Here is a 17872-nt window from a genome sequence, read left to right as displayed (position 1 = left end):
CCGTTTATTTGCTGATGTTACAGTTTTTCTTTATGCATTCGAGCAGGCCCGGAAGCTGCGGCGATGCGATTTTATAGTAGACGGTTCTGCCGCGGCGGTCGCTGTCGAGGAAGCCGTGGCCCTTTAGCAGGCGGAGGTGTTCGCAGGTCTGGTGCGGGGCGAGGTCGCACAGCTCGGCGATCTCGTGGACGGCGAATTCTCCCTGCATAAGGATGTTGACGATGCGAAGGCGGACCGGGTGGGCCATGACCTTGAGGCAGTCGGCGGCCATTTCCAGGTAGTCGTCTGGCAGCAGATCCAGTTTCTGTTTTTGCATTTGGTTTTCTTTGGTCATGATCGTTCTCCGTTGGCATTGTTTACACATCAATATATCGTAAGGTTTCGATATTTCCAAGTATTTTTGCAAAAAAATTTGTGGCAGCAACTCGCGGCTTTGCGTTGGCGGGTGTTTAGGGCGTGGAATCGGCAAGTTCGAAAAGCTGGTTTAGTTGGGGCTTTTTTGGGTTTTGCGATGGGGTTTTGGGCGTTAAAATGGGGTTTTCAAGATTAAACGGAGAATTTGAAGCTATGCATTATATCAACAGGTCGCTGGCGGTGGTTACGGTTAAGCAGGGGTTCGTGGACTGGCTGAGGGGGCTTGGTACTGGGGAAGATTTTTCGCTGGAGGAGTGCAACCGGAGCAAGACGGCGATACTGCTGCCGGATTTTGACGATGAGACACAGGCGGAGCGATATATTCGCGAGAACTGGGAGGACATAGTGCGGCACGAGGTGGTGATGCGGCTGGCGGATCAGAGCAGGATGCCCGAGGGGATGGATTATGATCGTTTCTGCGACTGGTTCGGTGTTGAGATTACCGGGGATGTTTATGACATGATGGAGGATGAGATCGACCGGGAGATGGTTTAGGGGCCGTGTTCCGGATGCCTTATCTGCTGGAGGGCATTTGCGGTCACAGTTGATCGGGTGAATGGTTTTGCGTGGGAGCGGGCAAGCTTATGAATACCTGGGTGCCGGCGTCGACTTCGGACTCGACCCAGATGCGGCCTTCGAGCCTGTCGATTATTCGGCGAACGATGGTGAGGCCGAGACCTTCGCCTGTGACGGGTGATGAGGGTTCGAGGCGGTGGAACATTTCGAAGACCTTTTCCTGGTACTGCGGTTTTATGCCGATGCCCTTGTCGCTGATGCAGTATGTTGAGTAGCCGTCTTCGTGGCTGCCTGTGATGTGGACGACCGCTTTTTGATCGGGCTGGGCGTATTTTACGGCGTTGTCGATGAGGTGGTAGATCGCCAGCCGCAGTTGGTCGAAATCCGCGAAGCATGTGGGAAGGTCGCCGACGGAGATGTGCGGACTTGAATCGGCGTGTTTGTCCCGCTGGAGCTGGATGGCTTCGGTGACGAGGGTATTCATGTTCACGTTAGTGATATTCAGTGTCTGGGTGCCGAGGCGACTGATCTTGAGGAGGCCTGACTGGAGATCGTCAATTTTTTTGGCGTTTGAGGTGATGAACTTGACGCACTGGGGGACCTCGTCGTCGATGATGTGTGATATCTCGGCCTGGACATCATCCGGGAGTGAGTTTTCTTTGAGTATTTTTTCCAGACGGTCGAAAAGGAAATGCAGTTCGGTGCTGAAGCCTGTTATGTTGACGATGGGTGAGCGGAGGTCGTGTGAGTTGACGTAGATGATGTTTTCGAGCTCTTCGTTTTTGAGGTTGAGGAGCTTGGTGATTCGTTTGCGTTCGGCGAGTTCGGTTTGGAGCTGCTGCGTTTTTTCCGCGACTCTTTTACGGAGTGTCCAGGACCAGAAGAATATGACGGCGACGAGTGCGGAGAGTACGGACATTACCAGTGCAGCGTAGGCGAGGATCTTTCGGACCTGATTTTTGTGGTGCATTGATTGCCGCCATTTGGCGAACAGTCGGTCGTATTCGCCTGAGGCCTTGAGGCGGTTCAAGCCTTCGTTGAGAGCGTCGAGTAGTTGTGTATCGCCTTCGGTGACGGCGAAGCAGTACAGGTTCGGGCTCAAGGGAGGGCCGACGGTGATGATGTTACCGAGCTTGTTCTTGCGTATAACGTAGCGCCCCTGCTGATTCTCTGCGAGCATACAATCGGCGTTGCCGGCAGCAAGTTTGCGGAAACCCTCGGTGAGACTTTCAACGAGCAGGATGTCCGCGGCTATATCGCTTTCGAGCAGGAAATCGTGCATTATGTCCGCTTCGAGGACGATTATGGTTTTGTCGTTTAACTGTTCGAGGCTTCGGATGTCCGAGCCTCTTCTGGAAAATATGGCGCCGTAGGTTATGGAATGAGGTTGGGTGAAGTCGACTTTTTTGTCTCGTTCAGGGCTGTAGTACATGCCTGCGATGATGTCGATCTGTCCGGTCTCCAGCTCGTTGCGAACTATGGACCAGGGATCGAGCTCGATCCGGATATCAAGGTCCATTTCTACAGCGATTTTTTTAAGGAGCTCGATGTTAAAGCCGGTAGGGCTTCCGTTATCGTCGAGAAATGAGTACGGCGGGTAGTCAAAATCGTCCTTGGCGACCAGTTGTCGGTCATTAATATCTGCGTTGGCAGGCTGTGCCTGGATAAATCCGCTGAAAATGAGTATCAGGAAAAACACCAAAGTGAATTGTTTTGGGCAATTTTTGTACATATGTATCATCAATAGTACGACAGCTATTGTTGCGGTGTTTGAAAATAAAAGCAACGATAAAGGCATGCTTTTGCAGGCAGTAAGCTGTGATCAATTTGCGAACCGCTCATAAAAAAGAAGCAATGCCTTGGAACCTAATCGGTTCGCGAGCATTGCTTCCTTGATGCGAAATGCCATTTTGCACTGATTTAGGCCAGCGCTTCGACGAATCCGTCGTTATCTGCACTCGCAACAATTAAAGTATACTCCGTAATTGGGGATAGTCAAAACAGCAGGCGATTTTTGCTGAAAGATTTATCGGGGCGGAGGCGAAAAATAATTGTGGATTGCGGCGGACGTCATTGCGTATGCGCGTAAAAACAGCCAGGCTCCATCCGTTGGAACCCGACTGCAACCATGAGAAAGGTACCTGGCAACTCTTGAAGCTGTTTGAACAGCTTCTAGGAAAAAGAGGTCTATAGGACTTTCTCTACTAGAAAATCATCCTGATCTTTTCTGATTATTCTTCTAATTCATCATTTTCGACGTGACCTGCCCAGTGCCAGAGCACCTACGCTGAGCAGAATGAGGGTAGCCGGTTCTGGGACAGCGGAATATTCGACGTCCCAGCCGATGAGGTCCATAACCGCGAGGTCGTTGTTGGAAATGTCGATCATTTTGCCGGGGGCCAAGGGGTCCATGAGGCCGAGTGACAGGTTGTTTTTCCAGTGTTCGCCCTGTTGACCATCGCCTGTGTGTTCACCTGTGGAGAGGTCGAGGTAGTCGTCGCCGAGATAGAATGCGTGGGAGCCGCCGGGCGTGAGGTTTCTCTGTGTGGTCGTGAAATCGAAAGAGGGGTCGTCGAGAGCGGCGGAGTTGAAACGGAAAAGATCCATAACGGTGGGCCAGGTCGTATCGCGCGTCAGGCCGTCGGAAATCACCCTGTCCACGTAGTCGAGTTCGGTGGTGAAGCCGAGAGCGTGACCGATCTCGTGCATTGCGACGCCCTGGAAATCGTAGCTGCCTGCGGTGATGCCGTCGGTGCGGTCGAAGTCCCATGTGACGTTATTCGAGAATACGATCGAGCCGTCCGAGCCGGTAAAGCCGGTGCCGCCCAGAGCGTGATAATTTGCCTGTGTGATCGCGATGCTTTTTTGTACGCTGAAGCCTTCCGGGACGGTGGCGGCGAACTGGGATGCGGTGGGCAGATTTGGCAGGAGTGATTGTTCGCGGTCATTGTAAGGTTGACCGGCATTGTTTACGAGCATGCTGCGTATCTGGTCGTAATCGCCGTAGAGGGTGCCGGGGGAGGTCTCGGTTATGGTGCCGGCGGCGAGGGTCCGGAACTCAAAGTTAAGGTTTACGGCGACAGGGTCCTTGAGGTAGGTGGACCATGATGCGACTGCGCGGTCTATGGCCGTCTGTGCATCGGTTGAGATGCCCGTGCCGTAAGCAGGTGCGAAATCGGTGCTGGTGGATGCTGATGCAGAGCTTACGTGTAAGGCACACGCGAGGAGCAGAGCCAGTGAAAGCTGCTGAGACACTTTTATTGTTTTGAATTTTGTAAACATGTTTGCCCCTTATAAACTGAGGGTGTACCAGGTTAGACAATGAACAAATGATATAACAGGTGGAAGAAGTGATGGCCTAAAGGCACGTTCGTCTCTTCCCGTGTTCGTTTCAGTCTACGGATTCACGGCTTTGATTCGACGTAGTTCGGGCCGTGTTGTAGAAGAATGCCAGCTCCTTATTTTCGGACTGCTGTTTGTGCAGGTTCTCGGTGAGTTGGCGTTTGAGTATCTTTGCGCGGATGGCGGGTGTTATTCCGCTGTAGCGTCTGGCGATCTGGTCGTAGATGCACAACGCGGTGACGGGGTCGGAACCGCTGACTTTCGCAGCTTTGTCGAGCTGTTTTTGCAGGCCGGTATCGATGCGGTCGACGATCTTTTTTGCCAGCCGGCTTTTGGATGAGCCATCGGTCTCGGATGCATAATGGTTTATGTCGTAGTAGGCTTTGGTGAAGTTCTTGCCGCCCTTGAGGGCCTGTTTGTGGTCGGCGAAGGGGCCGAGATCGATGTCGGCGAGGAACTGCGGGGGCGCCTTTTCGATGGCGGCTTTGATCGCCTTTTCGAAGCCGGATCTCCATGGCAGGCCTCGCCATGTGATGGTGCCGGTGTGGTCTACGACCATTACGGTGGGATAAGCACGGATGGCGAACCAGTCTGCGGAGCCGTTGTCGATGGCGACGTGGTAGTCGATCTTGTTTTTGCGGATGAGTTTGTTTATCTCGCGCGGGGCCTTGTCCTGGCAGAGGCCGAGTATTTTGAGGCCCGAGTCGCGGTACTTTTTGTTGAGCTCGACGAGATGAGGGATATTCTTTACGCAGGGCTTGCACCATGTTGCCCAGAATTCGACGACGTAGGGAGAGCCCTGGAGATTTTTTACGTCGGGTGAATTCGGAGTGAGCCATTGACGGACCGTGATGTCCGGTGCTTTTTCGCCGACCTTGCCGTCCGCGATGGTGATCGGCGCGAATACGAACAGCGCTGTGATAAATGCAAACGTGAGCTTCTTTGCGCTCATGATGCCCCCTGAAATATAATTTGGTATAATTGCCTGAGCAGCGGTCCCGCTGACCCGCTCGGTTCTGTTAGAGGTTCGGCAGCGCGAACAGGCAGACATGAAGAAAAATCAGAAAATCTTTAGAAGACAGTCATCCCGCACGATCTTGCTGCATTCGAACCGGGGTTATTATAGGACCGCGGCGTGGGAAAAATCAAATTAGAGATAGGGCCGCACACTGACCTTGTGCCATAAAGCCTTTTATTTGCAGGACTTAAGGCTGAAGGTGTTGTGTATTTTTTCTTTGGCGGGTAAAGTCATTTGCCGATGATCGTGAGGGAGGGGAGAGTTGGGGCCGGACCGGTAAAGCTGACGTATTGGGCAAGCTAAACCTTGTCCTGGCGGTCCGTTCAGTGTTCGATTGGGGCGTGTTCTTGATGGGATGCGGGCGAAGAGCCAATGACGTGGATCTCTCTGTGCGGATATGGGATGGCGATGTGGTTTTCGTCGAGGGCCTGTTTGATCTCGGTGTTGAGGTCGTACTTGAGCTGCCAGTAGTCGGCTGCACGAACCCAGGGCTGGACGGCAAAACGGATGGCGCTGTCGCCGAGCTCTTTGATGGCGACGACGGGTTCAGGGTCGGCAAGGACGCGAGCGTCCATGGCAAGAACGTTCATGATTATGTGGCGGGCCCTGTCGATCTTCTCTTCGTAGGAGACATTGAAAGTCAGATCCAACCTGCGTGTGCCGTTGACGGTGTAGTTGCAGATGCTGGTGGAGGTGATCCTGCTGTTTGGTATAATTATGCGAACGTTGTCCGGGGTGTTGATGATGGTCGTGAAGAGGCGTATCTGGTTCACCTTTCCGCGGCGGTTGGCGATCTCGACAATATCTCCAACTTTGAACGGCTGGTCGAGCGAAAGATTTATGCCGGAAGCGAAGTTGGCGAGTGAGCCCTGAATCGCCAGGCCAACCGCGAGTGCGGCGGCTGCGATGAGCACTATGATCGAGGCTGTTGGTATACCGAGCACACCGAGGGCGGCGACTGCGACTATGACAATGAGGGTGGCGTAGCTTGCATTTCGCAGAAACCTGGAGAAGTTCTCTTCGAGCTGAGATTTGAGAGCCGCCATTTCGGCAAGGCCCGAGAGCAATCTTGCGAGCCATATACCGACAGCAAAAACAATTATGGCTGCGAGGATTCTCAGGCCGTAAGCTGCTGCGTATGCGTATAGGTCTTCAAAGAAAGCTTCCATTGCAGTATCCCTCGCTTTCGATCATATTGTTTTCAGCCGGTCTGGAATACCCGTGCCGGGCACGGAAAGATGTCGTTCATATCTGCGTTTCGTTCTCCGCATCCGACACGGAATAACTCAGCGGCTGCATTGATACTATGTAAGTACTCAATCACAGCACGGGTACAGGTCATGCATCCGGGCTCTGCTGGGTCTGGGTCCGCTCGAGCTCTGATTCCAGTCTTTCGATCCTCTCTTCGTACTCCTCGATCTTCCGGTCGTACTGTTCTAGCTTGCGTTTGAGTTCTTCAAGGGAGCGTTCGGACTGTTGGAAGTCGGTCGTTTCCTGCTGTCTGTTGTTTTTAAGCGTCTGGATCTCCTGCTGCAACTGGCCGTTGGTCTGTTCCATCTGCTGCATCTGCTGCTGTACGGTTTCATTCTCTTGAGCGGCGGCCTGCAGTTGTGCGGTGATCTTTTCGAGCATGCCGGTTGCAGTCCGGAGCTGCTGTTCGAGCTGCTGTTTTTGCTGTTGTGTCTGCTGGAGCTGCTGTTGAAGATTTTGTACCTGCGAACGCAGTTCTTCTATCTGCTGTGTTTCGGCAGAGGCTTGTTCCGGGCTCTTGCCGCAGCCTGATAAGAGCATGCAGATCGTTGTTGTGACCAAAGCCGTGCGTTTCAAGGACTTCATGGTTTTCCTTTCAGGAGACAGCAACCCGCGCGTCGGCAGAAGCACGGGTTGCTGTTGCAGACGTTTCTTGGGTGTCAATCAAGATATTAATTACCTTACCTGATAAAGCATTGTTGATTCGGTCTCGCGAACAGGTTTTGTGAGGGTGTCGCTGGTGACCTTGACCTCGAACCTGCTGTCGTCTTCCTGCAGTGCCTTGATGTTTACAGTCCAGGTCTGCTGCTGGCCGGCTGCGAGAGACATCAGAGGTTTGAAGGTGATCGTATTGCCCTCGGCGGAAGCAGTGGTAGGACCTGTGCTGGAGACGTATTGCATGCTTTCGGGCAGTGCACATGTGATCTGGATGTTCTTGCCTGCAGTGGAACCCTGGTTGGTGATCGTGATCCTGTAGGTTGTGTTTTCGCCTATTTCGACCGGGTCGTTGGTGTCTACCACTTCTGTCAGCAGTGCAGGGATTCCGGTTACCGACGTGCTTGCTGTCTGCTCAACTTCCTCGGCACAGTGAGCGACGGCTGTTACGCGGGAGACGAGTTCGCCTTCGCGGTTGTACCTGATCTTCATGGTGACGGTTTTCTGTTCGTTGGGCGGGATCGTGCCGACGTTCCATGTTACCTTGCCGGGCGATGATGTGGTAAATTCGCCCTGGTCGGTGGCGGTTTCGAAATCTATGCCGTCAGGTACGTTGGCGACGACAGTGGTATCCCTTGCAGGGCCGGAGCCTGTGTTTTTGACTGTGACCTGATACGTGATGCTTTTGCCCATGAACTGACGCTGCGGGGCCGATGCGGTGATCTGCAGTTTTGGTTCGGTGACTTCTGTCCTTGTCATGTTGGATTCAGAGGTTCCGCTGTTTGCAGAGGCGACGGTGGCCTTGGAAGAGAATGTTCCTGTGGTTGTAGCGTCGAGCATGATGCTGAACTCTTTGGATTCATTCGGGCCGATGGAGTCTATATTGAAGCTGACCTGGTCATTGCCTTCGGCGTCGACGAGACCTTCGGGCAGCGGATCGGTGATCTGCAGATCGCAGGCGTAGCCGGTGCCGTTGTTGGTGACGACATATTTAACCGGTATGCGGTCACATGAGAGAGCTTCGGTGGGCGCGATCTTGGTGATGCGCAGCTTCGGCTGAACGATGTTCATCTGTGCGCACAACGGGCTGTCGTAGGTGACGGATGCGCAGCTTCGGACCATGCCTGTGCCCGATGCGCGGGCGGTGACGGTGATCATGCGCGTGCCGTTGCCTTCGAGCTCGCCGATCATCCAGTGGGCGGTGCGCTCTTCCATCGACGCCATCTCGGGTTCGGACTGAGTCACGGTAAGATTCTGCGGGATGGTGTCGCTGACGCGGACGTTCGAGATGGTCTCGCTGGTCAGGTTCGTGACCTTGAGACGGTATTCGAACGGCTGGCCGGCGACGATCTGCTCGGGCGCCATCTTCTCGAGCTGTACGACGTTACGGATGTCGCGCGGGAAGACAGTTTCAGCTTTTGCCATCGCTGAAGCGGCGCAAGGGTCAGGCTCGCGCATCGGCTCTTCGACGCGGGCCGTCTTTTCGCGCGGACAGCATGCCGTCAGTGAGACTGCGGCGATAAGTAATGTGATTGTCAAAACATGTTTGATTTTCATTGGAAGTACCCCTTTCCTCGAAAACATTTTAGAACGTTGTGTGGTTAGATTTTTTCCTGTACTTTGCTGTGATCATTTCGGCATGCTTGTCCTTTCCAAATTTACCCCCGATACTGTTAGGTTGCAGGATACCGGCCTTTTGATACGCCGCTGCATTACTTCTTCCATATTAACGGGGTACTGGGCTGGGTCAATCAGGGCTGGGCCTGTATGTAGCGTCATGCATGTTCCTATCAGCGATGGGGGTATTTTGGGACTTTGTGCGGAATCGGCGAGATTTAACTTTACATGGATTGGCGAAGATGTAAGTTATGCGGATTTTGATGATCTGCGGTGCGCGGCGATGCGCGTGTAATTATTCAGGGAGTGTTGTATTATGGCCAATCAGTTCGTGAATACGTATCTGACGATATTCTTTCTTTTGACGCCCTTCTTTGCGACGTCGATGTTTATCTCGCTAACACAGTCTTTCGACGGGCGGGGGCGGATGCGGATGGCGGCGCAGACGACGGCGGCTGCGCTGGTGGTAGTGCTGGTGATGTTTTTGTGGGGCGGGTCGATATTCCGTGTGCTTGGTATCGATGTTTACTGTTTTCAGATCGGCGCGGGGGTACTGCTGTTTCTGACGGCGGTGTCGCTGGTGCGCGGGGGCAAGGAGGATCTGAAGGTGGCCGAGGGCGAGGATATTTCGCTGGTGCCGCTGGCGATACCGGTGATCGCAGGGCCCGGGACGATCGGTACGCTGGTGGTGATGGGGTCGGATATTTCGGCGGCAGGACGCAAGGCGGTCGCGATATGCGCGATCGTGGCGGCGGTGTTGACGGTGGGCGTGCTGCTGCTGACGGCGAATAGGCTGGAGAAGCTGCTGGGCGCGAAGGGACTGTCGGCACTGACGAAGATAACGGGGCTGGTGCTGTCAGCGCTGGCGGCGCAGGTGGTCTTCGGCGGAGTACGGAATTACCTGGGGATGGGGTGATTCATTCCCAGTGCAGGCTTTGTAAATCTTCCGTTTTAACGAATTCGACTACGCCGCTTTTGAAGAGTACGTTACAGCCTTTGCCGTTGTGATTATCGGTGTCAAGAAGCTCGGGACCTCCGTTCTGGTTCCAGCCTGGGGCGGTTTCAAAGAGCAATACCACGTTGTCGGCCGAATCTGGGCGTATGTTTGAATTGATTGCGAAATTACACGGTCCCTCGTCGGAACCCGGGCAACGGAATATGCCGGTTTCTTTGAATTTGTCGCTGAAATCATAGTGCTTGCCCACGACCCAATCACACCAGGTGCGGATGCGCGCCCGTTGAAACCGGGATCCAGAAAGAGTATGGCTGGCATGAGCATGAACCCCCAACATTTTCATACGCTGAGCACAGAGGTCCTTTGAGTTCAAATACGGCTTAGCGGTGTAAACCGTCGCTACGACAGCTATAATGACCGGAAGCAAGGCGGCGATCGCAAGTTTTTTGCCGAATAGTGCAACGTGCTTGCTACGGATCATGAGCAAAGCTATAATCATGAAGATCAAAGCGGAGCCGACCAGTGCAGCCTGCAGATAGATTTGCATGTCGGTAAGCTTAGGCACGCCTTCGATCAGCACTCCCATCGAGTCCGGTTTTTGCCTGATTATGTACAGGCCATATAACATACTCAGGATCGCCAGAACGAAAGCTGTCATGGAGGCTATACTGAGTCGAGGTTTGGCGGGCTCAGTTGTTTTTGTAAGAATAGCTTTCTTTGTCCAATAGATAATCATGTTTATCAAGATCCCCAGAATTGAACATACCAGCACATAATAAAGTCCAATGATAAACACGGCGGGAATGGCAGCATGGACAGACAAGACATCTCTGTCCACGAGGAAGTCAATGAAAGCTGATGCCGGAAACGAAAGCCAGAGAAAAACAGTTTTGGCAAACGACTCATTTCCTGACCAGATCGTAAGCATGAGCAGAGTTGCGAAAACTATAATGCCTGCCAACCCGCCGAACATTGCAGATTTTGTTTTGGTCATGATTTCTCCTGTGCTTATAATGGCTGGCTTTGAAGTCAAGCATCATGCCCGGGCCGGGTGCCGTTTTTCGATACTCGACAACTGCGTTAAAGATTACAATGCCGATCACGAGGATTGCAAGTGCGGAAACAGCCAGTATTATATTTCCTTTTTTGTTCATAGTTCACTCTGCGATTCAGATTCGTTCGTTTCTTCATCTTGGCCTTGCTGCTTGATATGGTCGGCCAGTTTTTCGGTGGCAGTCATTAGTGCCCAGTTGCCGAATATGACTAAGACCCCGCCAAGCATCATGAAATATGCGAAATACAAAATTATGCCGACACAGCCCATATTCAGGTCTAAATAATCCATCAGTGCAAACAGGCCCAGGACCGGTGCGGCAAGAAATGAGAAGAGCGATTCAGTGAATGTTCCGCCAACACCAATATAATGAGATAGAAAGCCGGCTATCGAAAAAATAAAGCCGACGAAGGCGCCGATTATGAGTGAAAACGTTTTGGGCATTATTTCAGCGTCACCTCATATTCTTCGGCCGTTTTCTGGATAAGTTTCACAATTTCTGCAGTTGCCTGCCGGTCGAGTTTGAGTGTGCCTTCTGTGCTGGATTTTCTGTTTATGTATACAAGATCGCAGCCATTTATGATAGTTGCCGGGTCGAGCGGCTGATCAAATTTAAAATTGGGTAAGTGCTTTACGTGAAGCTCAAAAGCATGTGTGGGAGAGTGAAAGTCTATCTTATGTTGGGCATCGCATTCACAAAATAGTCGCGGGCCAGCCTTGGTAACATGGCTGGAAATTACAGTAGAGAGATCTTTGCGAAATATATCAAGCTCGGGGCCAGATTTTATTTTGATCGAGTATTCATCACTTGGCGGCGGGACCTCGTAGCCGTGGATTTCTATGCTGTCGTTGAAAGCTGCCAGATCGGACAGGAAAGACTGGACCTTCTTGTTTCGCAGGTTCTGTCTTACAATAGGGACCATGAGCAGGAAGGAGGCCAGAGCCGCTATTGTGACCGAAATGGTGATCGTGTTTTTTCGCATTCTGGTTTATGCTCCGCGAGTCAATTTGACCAAGCACTGAACCCATTATATAGGTAAATGCGGAAAAAGCAAAAGTATTAAAACACCAGCAGCCATGTTGGTGACTGCTGGTTTGATGACTGTTGTTGCTTTTGTCAATCGGTTTGCTGGGTCCAGGGCATTGCTGTCAGCCAGTTGTTTGCGATGATCGCGAGATCGGCCATGTCTACTTTTGCGTCCTGGTTGATGTCGCCTTTGATGGCCCACGGGCCTCGGCTGGCCTGGGCGGTTCCGCCGTAGACGCCCATGTTAATGCGGCCGCCGTTGGGTGACGGTTCTTCGGCTGGGTACAGGGCCGGGTCGCCTGTGTTGATGCAGGGGCTGGTTACGTCATCGAGTACCCACTTGTCGATCTCGGGCCAGTAGCGGCCCATCTCGGAGTGGAGTCTGTAGTCGCCCTGTTCGAAGTCTGCGAAGAGGGGTTCGTCGGCGATGTTGCCCTGGCCTTCGTAGCCGCGTTCGATGCAGGAATATGTTGCGGTACACTGGAAGATGTCGTCGAGTTCGTTGTTCCAGAAAATGCAATTGCTAACGGCCGGCTGAGCGTCGGCGTAGGCTTCGATGCCGTAGCGGTTGTTGACGATGGTCAGGTTGCTGATGGTCGGCGAGCTGCCTGCGAGGAAGACCGCGATATAGCTGTTTTCGATGACGAAGTTTTTGAAGACGGCGTCCGGACCTTCAGCGTTGTAGAAGGATACGGCGAAGTCTTGCATGCCGTCGATGACCGGTGCGCCGGCCGGGCCGGGTACGCCCGCGACAGTGATAGCCTTGCCCTGGAAGTCGACTTCGCCCTGATAAATGCCCGGGTTGACCAGGACGGAGTCGCCTGCTTCTGCGAGTTCGATAGCTTTCTGGATGGTAGCCAGCGGTGCCTCAGGATCTATGCCATTATTATTGTCATTGCCGGATTCAGAATCCACGTAGAAAGTTGCAAAGTAGGGTTCATAATGCACCGTCTTAGTGGCTTCTGCGGTAACAAAACCATTTTCTAGAAATTCTGCATATATCGTTACCGACCCGGCCTCTTCAATACCATCAATCAGCAGTTCGCCGGATTCAGATATTGTACAGACATCGGCAGGTTCGGCCGACCAGATAACCGTATTTGTCACGTCTTCAGTCTTTTGGTCATAGTACGCAATGGCCGAATATTTGGTGGGAGAACCTTCAACCACTTCTTCAGGTCCTGTGAGCTCCAAATTTTGAATAAAGACGGCAGAATCAACTTCTTCGGCAATCTCAACAGCCAAAGGATTGTTGAGATTCTGGAAAATATATTCTGCGTTGCCCCCATCCATATCAGCTTTGCAAAGTAACTTAAGGTTCAGATCAACCCAATAGATGCTCTGTCCCGGCACATCCAGTTCTATATCGTATGCTCTGTCCAGGCCGTTTGAAATCACGGTTTGAATGTAAGATCCGTCAAGACCGGCTCTTCGGATTTTGTCCGTAGCCGTATTTGACCAATATAGTTCATTGTTTGTCAGATCAAGTTCCAATGCCACCGTCCAATAATTTTGACTTATGACTACTTCTTGCGCCGAACCATCCAGATTTGCACGCTCAATTGTTCTGTCAGTTCCATTTATCCAGTACATCTTACCATTTGGAACATCTAATCTTATGCTTTTGAACCAGGGACCGCGACTGTCCTCAATCAGATTTTCTCGCTGAGAACCATCAATATTAGCCCGGGTTATATTTCGGCTTGACGCCCAGTAAAGCTTTCCGTTCTCCTCATCTATATCAACACCGTTTGGCGAAGACTGCTGCACATCAAACAAATATTCAATTTGTGTGCCGTCTAAATTCGCACGGAACATTGCGTCTTTTCTATCATCTATCCAATAAATTTTGCCATTAATAGAATCAATAGCAAGACCTGCAAAAAAATCAAAATTCAACAATTCTTCTCTCTGACTTCCATCCAATTTACTGCGAAACAATGAAGAAGCATTTCCTGCCCAATACAATCTCTTTTCCAGTTTCGGTTTGACCATTATACTGGTTGAATCCGTATGTGTTGTCCCGTCTTCCGTATATTCAGCGTATACAGTGAGTTCAGTAGGAGACGTTATTTTTGCAACACTGAGAACTCCATCCGAATCTATACTTGCAATTTGACTATTATCGACGGACCACACAACGCCACTCTGAAGAGAAGATCGAAATCCGCTGTCATAGAAAGCATTGGCCTGAAACTGGGTTTTGTGATTGGCGACCACCGAATCTGAGCCGTCAATTTGCAGACCGGTCATATTGCCCATGTCTCCGACATACTGCAAGACCAGCCGGTCCCAGGTGTCATCGTAGAGACGTATGATATTGCCGCAACGCCAACCACTTTGAATGTAGACCGGCGGACGAAGATAAGTGTTTGAAGTATGCCAACTGAGTCTGTCACGTTCATCCTGTCCGTTGGTATCCGCAGTGCCCTGGAAAATCACATCACCGGGACCCGCAAAGCCCATTGAGTTGCCGTTGTAGTACCATAATGCTCCATTTGCTTCATTAGTGACATTCAGGTTGGTGTGCTTGAATACGACACTGGCGGGAGCTGCTGCGAGAGTGTCGATCGTCGGTGACCCATCGCGAATACCTGCGAGCATAACATACTCCGATGTAATATCACCAAACATGGTGTCAGAAGATTCATGCAGATTATAATCCCCACGATAGACAATTTCCCAGCCCCATTCGTTGAGAACGGTGTCGAGGGGAACATCGTTTTGTACACCAAAGGGGAGATGGCCTGCGGGCGAGACAGTGAGGATTGACAAGAACAGTAATACTGCAATACCTAGCATGTGACTGTTACGCATTTTTTTACCTTCCACCTTATAGCTTTATATCTGAAAAAAGTTGGCACATTTGGATACAGATGTGTAACTATACCGAAAACAACGAGTAAACTCAAGAAGTAAACAGATTTACGGACAGCTTTCTTGGTATTTTACTACAGCGTCGGCCAAATAATGCGAAATGAACTTGTCGGTCACACGGCTGCGAAGTCGGTCAGGACTTTGTCGGCTATTGTGAGGGCCTGGGCGGTTATGGCCAGATATAAAAACACCAGCAGCCATGTTGGTGACTGCTGGTTTGATGACTGTTGTTGCTTTTGTCAATCGGTTTGCTGGGTCCAGGGCATTGCTGTCAGCCAGTTGTTTGCGAAGATTGCGAGATCGGCCATGTCTACTTTTGCGTCCTGGTTGATGTCGCCTTTGATGGCCCAAGGACCTCGGCTGGCCTGGGTGGTTCCGCCGTAGACGCCCATGTTAATGCGGCCGCCGTTGGGTGACGGTTCTTCGGCTGGGTACAGGGCCGGGTCGCCTGTGTTGATGCAGGGGCTGGTTACGTCATCGAGTACCCACTTGTCGATCTCGGGCCAGTAGCGGCCCATCTCGGAGTGGAGTCTGTAGTCGCCCTGTTCGAAGTCTGCGAAGAGGGGTTCGTCGGCGATGTTGCCCTGGCCTTCGTAGCCGCGTTCGATGCAGGAATATGTTGCGGTACACTGGAAGATGTCGTCGAGTTCGTTGTTCCAGAAAATGCAATTGCTAACGGCCGGCTGAGCGTCGGCGTAGGCTTCGATGCCGTAGCGGTTGTTGACGATGGTCAGGTTGCTGATGGTCGGCGAGCTGCCTGCGAGGAAGACCGCGATATAGCTGTTTTCGATGACGAAGTTTTTGAAGACGGTGTCCGGGCCTTCAGCGTTGTAGAAGGATACCGCGAAGTCGTCGAGTCCATCGATCACGGGTGCACCGTCGGGGCCGGGCACACCCGCGACGGTGACGGCCTTGCCCATAAAGTCTACTTCGCCCTGGTAAGTACCCGGGTTGACGAGGACGGTGTCGCCGTCTTCTGCGAGTTCGATAGCTTTCTGGATGGTAGCGAGGGGATAATCGGGGTCAGTGCCGATATTGCTGTCATTGCCTTGAGCTGCTTCCACGTAGTACGTTGTCAACATAGGTACGCAGGTGACTATCTTTGACGTGTCAACTACCCTTCCACCGTCACTGTATTCCGCATAGATCGTGGCCTCGGCCGGTCTTGAAATTCTGTCGACTAAAAGCTTGCCGTCTTCAATGCTACAGATTTCTTGAGTCGTAACTGACCAAGTCACGAGATCCGTAGCAATAAGGCTCTTGTTTTGGTAGTGGGCGATTGCCTGGTACTGCTCAGGCTCTGTCCCAAGGACTTCTGCAGGGCCGAATATCTCTAAGCCCAGAAGCTTGCTGGGAGAATTGTACTGTGCAGAAATATTGATTGCGAATAGATGGTCGAGGTCCTCAGCAATGATCTCAATATTGGAGCCATCTAAATCTGACCGAGCGACATGCCCATAGCTAAAATCCGTCCAGTAAATTTTGTCATCTTTTAGATCTAAGGCTATACCACCAGGATAAGCCAAACCTGTGACCACGTCCTCTACTCGCGTGCCGTCGAGATTCGCCCTTTGTAACTTCCCGCTGCCATGATCAACCCAGTACATTTTCCGGTTTGTCAGGTCTAGTTTTAAATCAATGGGGTTGTCAAGTGACCGGACAAGTATCTCATCTTGCGTACCATCCAGATTGGCACATCTCACATGATTGTTGCCAGTATCAACCCAGTACATCTTACCTTCCGAAACATCGAGCTCCAGACCAGATGGCATTGCCAACCCGCTACTTACCAGGACTTCTTTATTGCTACCATCTAGATTGGCCCGTTCGATTGTATCAGATGCCGAATCCGTCCAATACACTTTGCCGGCACCGGGATATACAGCAACACCTCTGACATATGCCTTACCTATAGCCACATAATCAGATCCATCAAGGTTTGCGCTTTTCAATTCATTGGCATATCGATGAAGACTGCCCCAATACATTCTTTGATTTTCATAGTCAAAAGCAATGTCAAATACATTCCCCTGGCCAACCGGTAATGGTTCAAGATTGCTACCATCAGGGTCCGCCCGCCAGCAAGCATATTCATTTGAAAAATACAACTTTTTTTCAACTGTAGTAATGGTTAAAACGAAAGAACCTTCACACGTGACGCCATTCTTAATGTATTCCAGGTGTATCGTCACTTTTTGGGGAGAGGATACATCCGAGGCCGTTAGCACCCCGCGGGAATCTATTGTGGCCAGGGAATCGTCGCTTACGGCCCATGTCATGGAACTGTTCAGTGGTCGTTTGATTCCGGTATCGTAAACGGCAACCGCTTTGAATTGTGCTGACGCACCCTTAACAATCGTCTCTGGACCTTGAATTACAAGGGCAACTGGATTCCCCACATCTCCGACATACTCTAGGACAAGGCGGTCCCATTCGGTGCTGTAAGTAAGATTTATGTTCCTACCGCTCTGCCCACCATGTGTCAGCTCATCGGGAATGGTATAATCTTCATCAGGCACGCTAAAACCATTCGTATTCCAAGTTAGCCTGTCGCGATCTCTATCGTCGCTGGTATCCACCATCAGTTGTTTAATAACGTCACCGGGACCGGCAAATCCCATCGAATAAGCATTACAAAACCAAAGAACACCATTAGCTTCGTGAGTTACATCTTTAGGCGTATATTCAAGAACTTCGTCTGTGGGCCCCGCAGCAAGTACATCAATTGTTTGAGAACCATCGCGGATGCCGGCAAGCATTATAGTGTCCCGAGTCACATCCCCAAACACGTCATCAAAAGGCAAGCGTTCTCCATAATCACCACGGTACACAATTTCCCAGCCCCAGTCATTGAGGACGGTTTCGAGAGGCACATCAAAATGGATGCCGGTGGGGATGTGGCCTGCTGGTGAGACAGTGAGGATTGACAAGAACAGTAATACTGCAATACTTAGAATGTGACGATTGATTTTGCGCATTTTGTTACCTTCCACCTTATAGCTTTATACCTGAAAAGTCGACGCATTTGGATACAGATGTGCAACTATACCGAAAACAACGAGTAAACTCAAGAAGTAAACAGATTTTCGGATAGTTTTCTTGGCATTTTGCTTACATCGCGGTCAAGCGATACGAAATACAGATGCC

The 17872-nt window shown here is 51.4% G+C and carries 14 protein-coding genes; 2 read left to right on the top strand and 12 right to left on the bottom strand.

From position 1 onward, the window contains the following. Positions 1-4 precede the first annotated feature (4 nt). Positions 5-334, bottom strand: a complete 330-nt coding sequence (locus STSP2_RS04510) for an ArsR/SmtB family transcription factor (protein ID WP_146660252.1) — start codon at positions 332-334, stop codon at positions 5-7. Positions 335-567: 233 nt separating this feature from the next. Here STSP2_RS04510 and STSP2_RS04505 point away from each other — a divergent pair, with 233 nt between their 5' ends. Beyond that, positions 568-909: a hypothetical protein gene (locus tag STSP2_RS04505; RefSeq protein ID WP_146660250.1), complete on the top strand. Its 342-nt coding sequence runs from the start codon at positions 568-570 to the stop codon at positions 907-909. A gap of 43 nt (positions 910-952) precedes the next feature. Here STSP2_RS04505 and STSP2_RS04500 read toward each other — a convergent pair whose 3' ends face one another. From STSP2_RS04500 to STSP2_RS04475, 6 genes are all read right to left on the bottom strand, one after another. Next, positions 953-2662: a transporter substrate-binding domain-containing protein gene (locus STSP2_RS04500; protein ID WP_169852992.1), complete on the bottom strand. Its 1710-nt coding sequence runs from the start codon at positions 2660-2662 to the stop codon at positions 953-955. 515 nt (positions 2663-3177) lie between these two features. Next, the gene (locus tag STSP2_RS04495; RefSeq protein ID WP_146660246.1) at positions 3178-4212 is read right to left on the bottom strand and encodes an NF038122 family metalloprotease; all 1035 of its coding nucleotides are present in this window, start codon (positions 4210-4212) and stop codon (positions 3178-3180) included. 109 nt (positions 4213-4321) lie between these two features. After that, positions 4322-5224 carry a TlpA family protein disulfide reductase gene (locus tag STSP2_RS04490; protein WP_169852991.1) on the bottom strand — a complete coding sequence of 301 codons (903 nt, stop codon included), beginning with the start codon at positions 5222-5224 and terminating at the stop codon, positions 4322-4324. Positions 5225-5613: 389 nt separating this feature from the next. Next, entirely contained in the window at positions 5614-6459 is an 846-nt protein-coding gene (locus tag STSP2_RS04485) for a mechanosensitive ion channel family protein (RefSeq protein ID WP_146660242.1), read from the bottom strand. A gap of 169 nt (positions 6460-6628) precedes the next feature. After that, positions 6629-7126 carry a hypothetical protein gene (locus STSP2_RS04480; protein WP_146660240.1) on the bottom strand — a complete coding sequence of 166 codons (498 nt, stop codon included), beginning with the start codon at positions 7124-7126 and terminating at the stop codon, positions 6629-6631. A gap of 90 nt (positions 7127-7216) precedes the next feature. Beyond that, positions 7217-8752, bottom strand: coding sequence for a DUF11 domain-containing protein (locus STSP2_RS04475; RefSeq protein WP_169852990.1), 1536 nt, complete (start codon positions 8750-8752; stop codon positions 7217-7219). Between the two features lie 376 nt (positions 8753-9128). Between STSP2_RS04475 and STSP2_RS04470 the strand changes: the two genes are divergently transcribed. Continuing rightward, complete coding sequence (locus STSP2_RS04470; protein ID WP_146660236.1) at positions 9129-9728, top strand: MarC family protein; 600 nt, start codon at positions 9129-9131, stop codon at positions 9726-9728. A 1-nt stretch (position 9729) separates the two neighbouring features. On the opposite strand, the gene STSP2_RS04465 is transcribed toward STSP2_RS04470, so the two are convergent. The 5 genes from STSP2_RS04465 to STSP2_RS04445 form a co-directional block, all read right to left on the bottom strand. Further along, positions 9730-10761, bottom strand: a complete 1032-nt coding sequence (locus tag STSP2_RS04465; RefSeq protein ID WP_146660234.1) for a cell envelope integrity protein CreD — start codon at positions 10759-10761, stop codon at positions 9730-9732. Positions 10762-10917: 156 nt separating this feature from the next. After that, on the bottom strand, positions 10918-11265 hold the full coding sequence (locus STSP2_RS04460; protein ID WP_146660232.1) for a hypothetical protein: 348 nt from the start codon (positions 11263-11265) through the stop codon (positions 10918-10920). Then, positions 11265-11804 carry a hypothetical protein gene (locus tag STSP2_RS04455; protein WP_146660230.1) on the bottom strand — a complete coding sequence of 180 codons (540 nt, stop codon included), beginning with the start codon at positions 11802-11804 and terminating at the stop codon, positions 11265-11267. Before STSP2_RS04455 ends, STSP2_RS04460 begins: the two co-directional genes overlap by 1 nt. Before the next feature lie 134 nt (positions 11805-11938). Continuing rightward, positions 11939-14665 (bottom strand): right-handed parallel beta-helix repeat-containing protein, encoded by a 2727-nt coding sequence (locus tag STSP2_RS04450; protein WP_146660229.1) that lies wholly within the window; start codon positions 14663-14665, stop codon positions 11939-11941. Between the two features lie 299 nt (positions 14666-14964). Beyond that, the gene (locus tag STSP2_RS04445) at positions 14965-17703 is read right to left on the bottom strand and encodes a DUF1565 domain-containing protein (RefSeq protein WP_146660227.1); all 2739 of its coding nucleotides are present in this window, start codon (positions 17701-17703) and stop codon (positions 14965-14967) included. Positions 17704-17872 lie beyond the last annotated feature (169 nt).

Source organism: Anaerohalosphaera lusitana (assembly GCF_002007645.1).
Lineage (GTDB): Bacteria > Planctomycetota > Phycisphaerae > Sedimentisphaerales > Anaerohalosphaeraceae > Anaerohalosphaera > Anaerohalosphaera lusitana.
The sequence above is the reverse complement of the archived record's forward strand: the minus strand, read 5'-3'. Positions and strand labels throughout refer to the sequence as shown.

What these genes read in the sequence shown, in the direction of transcription:
- STSP2_RS04450 (WP_146660229.1), bottom strand. Translation starts at nt 14,665, where the DNA reads ATGCGTAACAGTCACATGCTAGGTATTGCAGTATTACTGTTCTTGTCA.
- STSP2_RS04475 (WP_169852990.1), bottom strand. Translation starts at nt 8,752, where the DNA reads ATGAAAATCAAACATGTTTTGACAATCACATTACTTATCGCCGCAGTC.
- STSP2_RS04460 (WP_146660232.1), bottom strand. Translation starts at nt 11,265, where the DNA reads ATGCCCAAAACGTTTTCACTCATAATCGGCGCCTTCGTCGGCTTTATT.
- STSP2_RS04470 (WP_146660236.1), top strand. Translation starts at nt 9,129, where the DNA reads ATGGCCAATCAGTTCGTGAATACGTATCTGACGATATTCTTTCTTTTG.
- STSP2_RS04480 (WP_146660240.1), bottom strand. Translation starts at nt 7,126, where the DNA reads ATGAAGTCCTTGAAACGCACGGCTTTGGTCACAACAACGATCTGCATG.
- STSP2_RS04445 (WP_146660227.1), bottom strand. Translation starts at nt 17,703, where the DNA reads ATGCGCAAAATCAATCGTCACATTCTAAGTATTGCAGTATTACTGTTC.
- STSP2_RS04495 (WP_146660246.1), bottom strand. Translation starts at nt 4,212, where the DNA reads ATGTTTACAAAATTCAAAACAATAAAAGTGTCTCAGCAGCTTTCACTG.
- STSP2_RS04455 (WP_146660230.1), bottom strand. Translation starts at nt 11,804, where the DNA reads ATGCGAAAAAACACGATCACCATTTCGGTCACAATAGCGGCTCTGGCC.
- STSP2_RS04510 (WP_146660252.1), bottom strand. Translation starts at nt 334, where the DNA reads ATGACCAAAGAAAACCAAATGCAAAAACAGAAACTGGATCTGCTGCCA.
- STSP2_RS04490 (WP_169852991.1), bottom strand. Translation starts at nt 5,224, where the DNA reads ATGAGCGCAAAGAAGCTCACGTTTGCATTTATCACAGCGCTGTTCGTA.
- STSP2_RS04500 (WP_169852992.1), bottom strand. Translation starts at nt 2,662, where the DNA reads ATGTACAAAAATTGCCCAAAACAATTCACTTTGGTGTTTTTCCTGATA.
- STSP2_RS04505 (WP_146660250.1), top strand. Translation starts at nt 568, where the DNA reads ATGCATTATATCAACAGGTCGCTGGCGGTGGTTACGGTTAAGCAGGGG.
- STSP2_RS04485 (WP_146660242.1), bottom strand. Translation starts at nt 6,459, where the DNA reads ATGGAAGCTTTCTTTGAAGACCTATACGCATACGCAGCAGCTTACGGC.
- STSP2_RS04465 (WP_146660234.1), bottom strand. Translation starts at nt 10,761, where the DNA reads ATGACCAAAACAAAATCTGCAATGTTCGGCGGGTTGGCAGGCATTATA.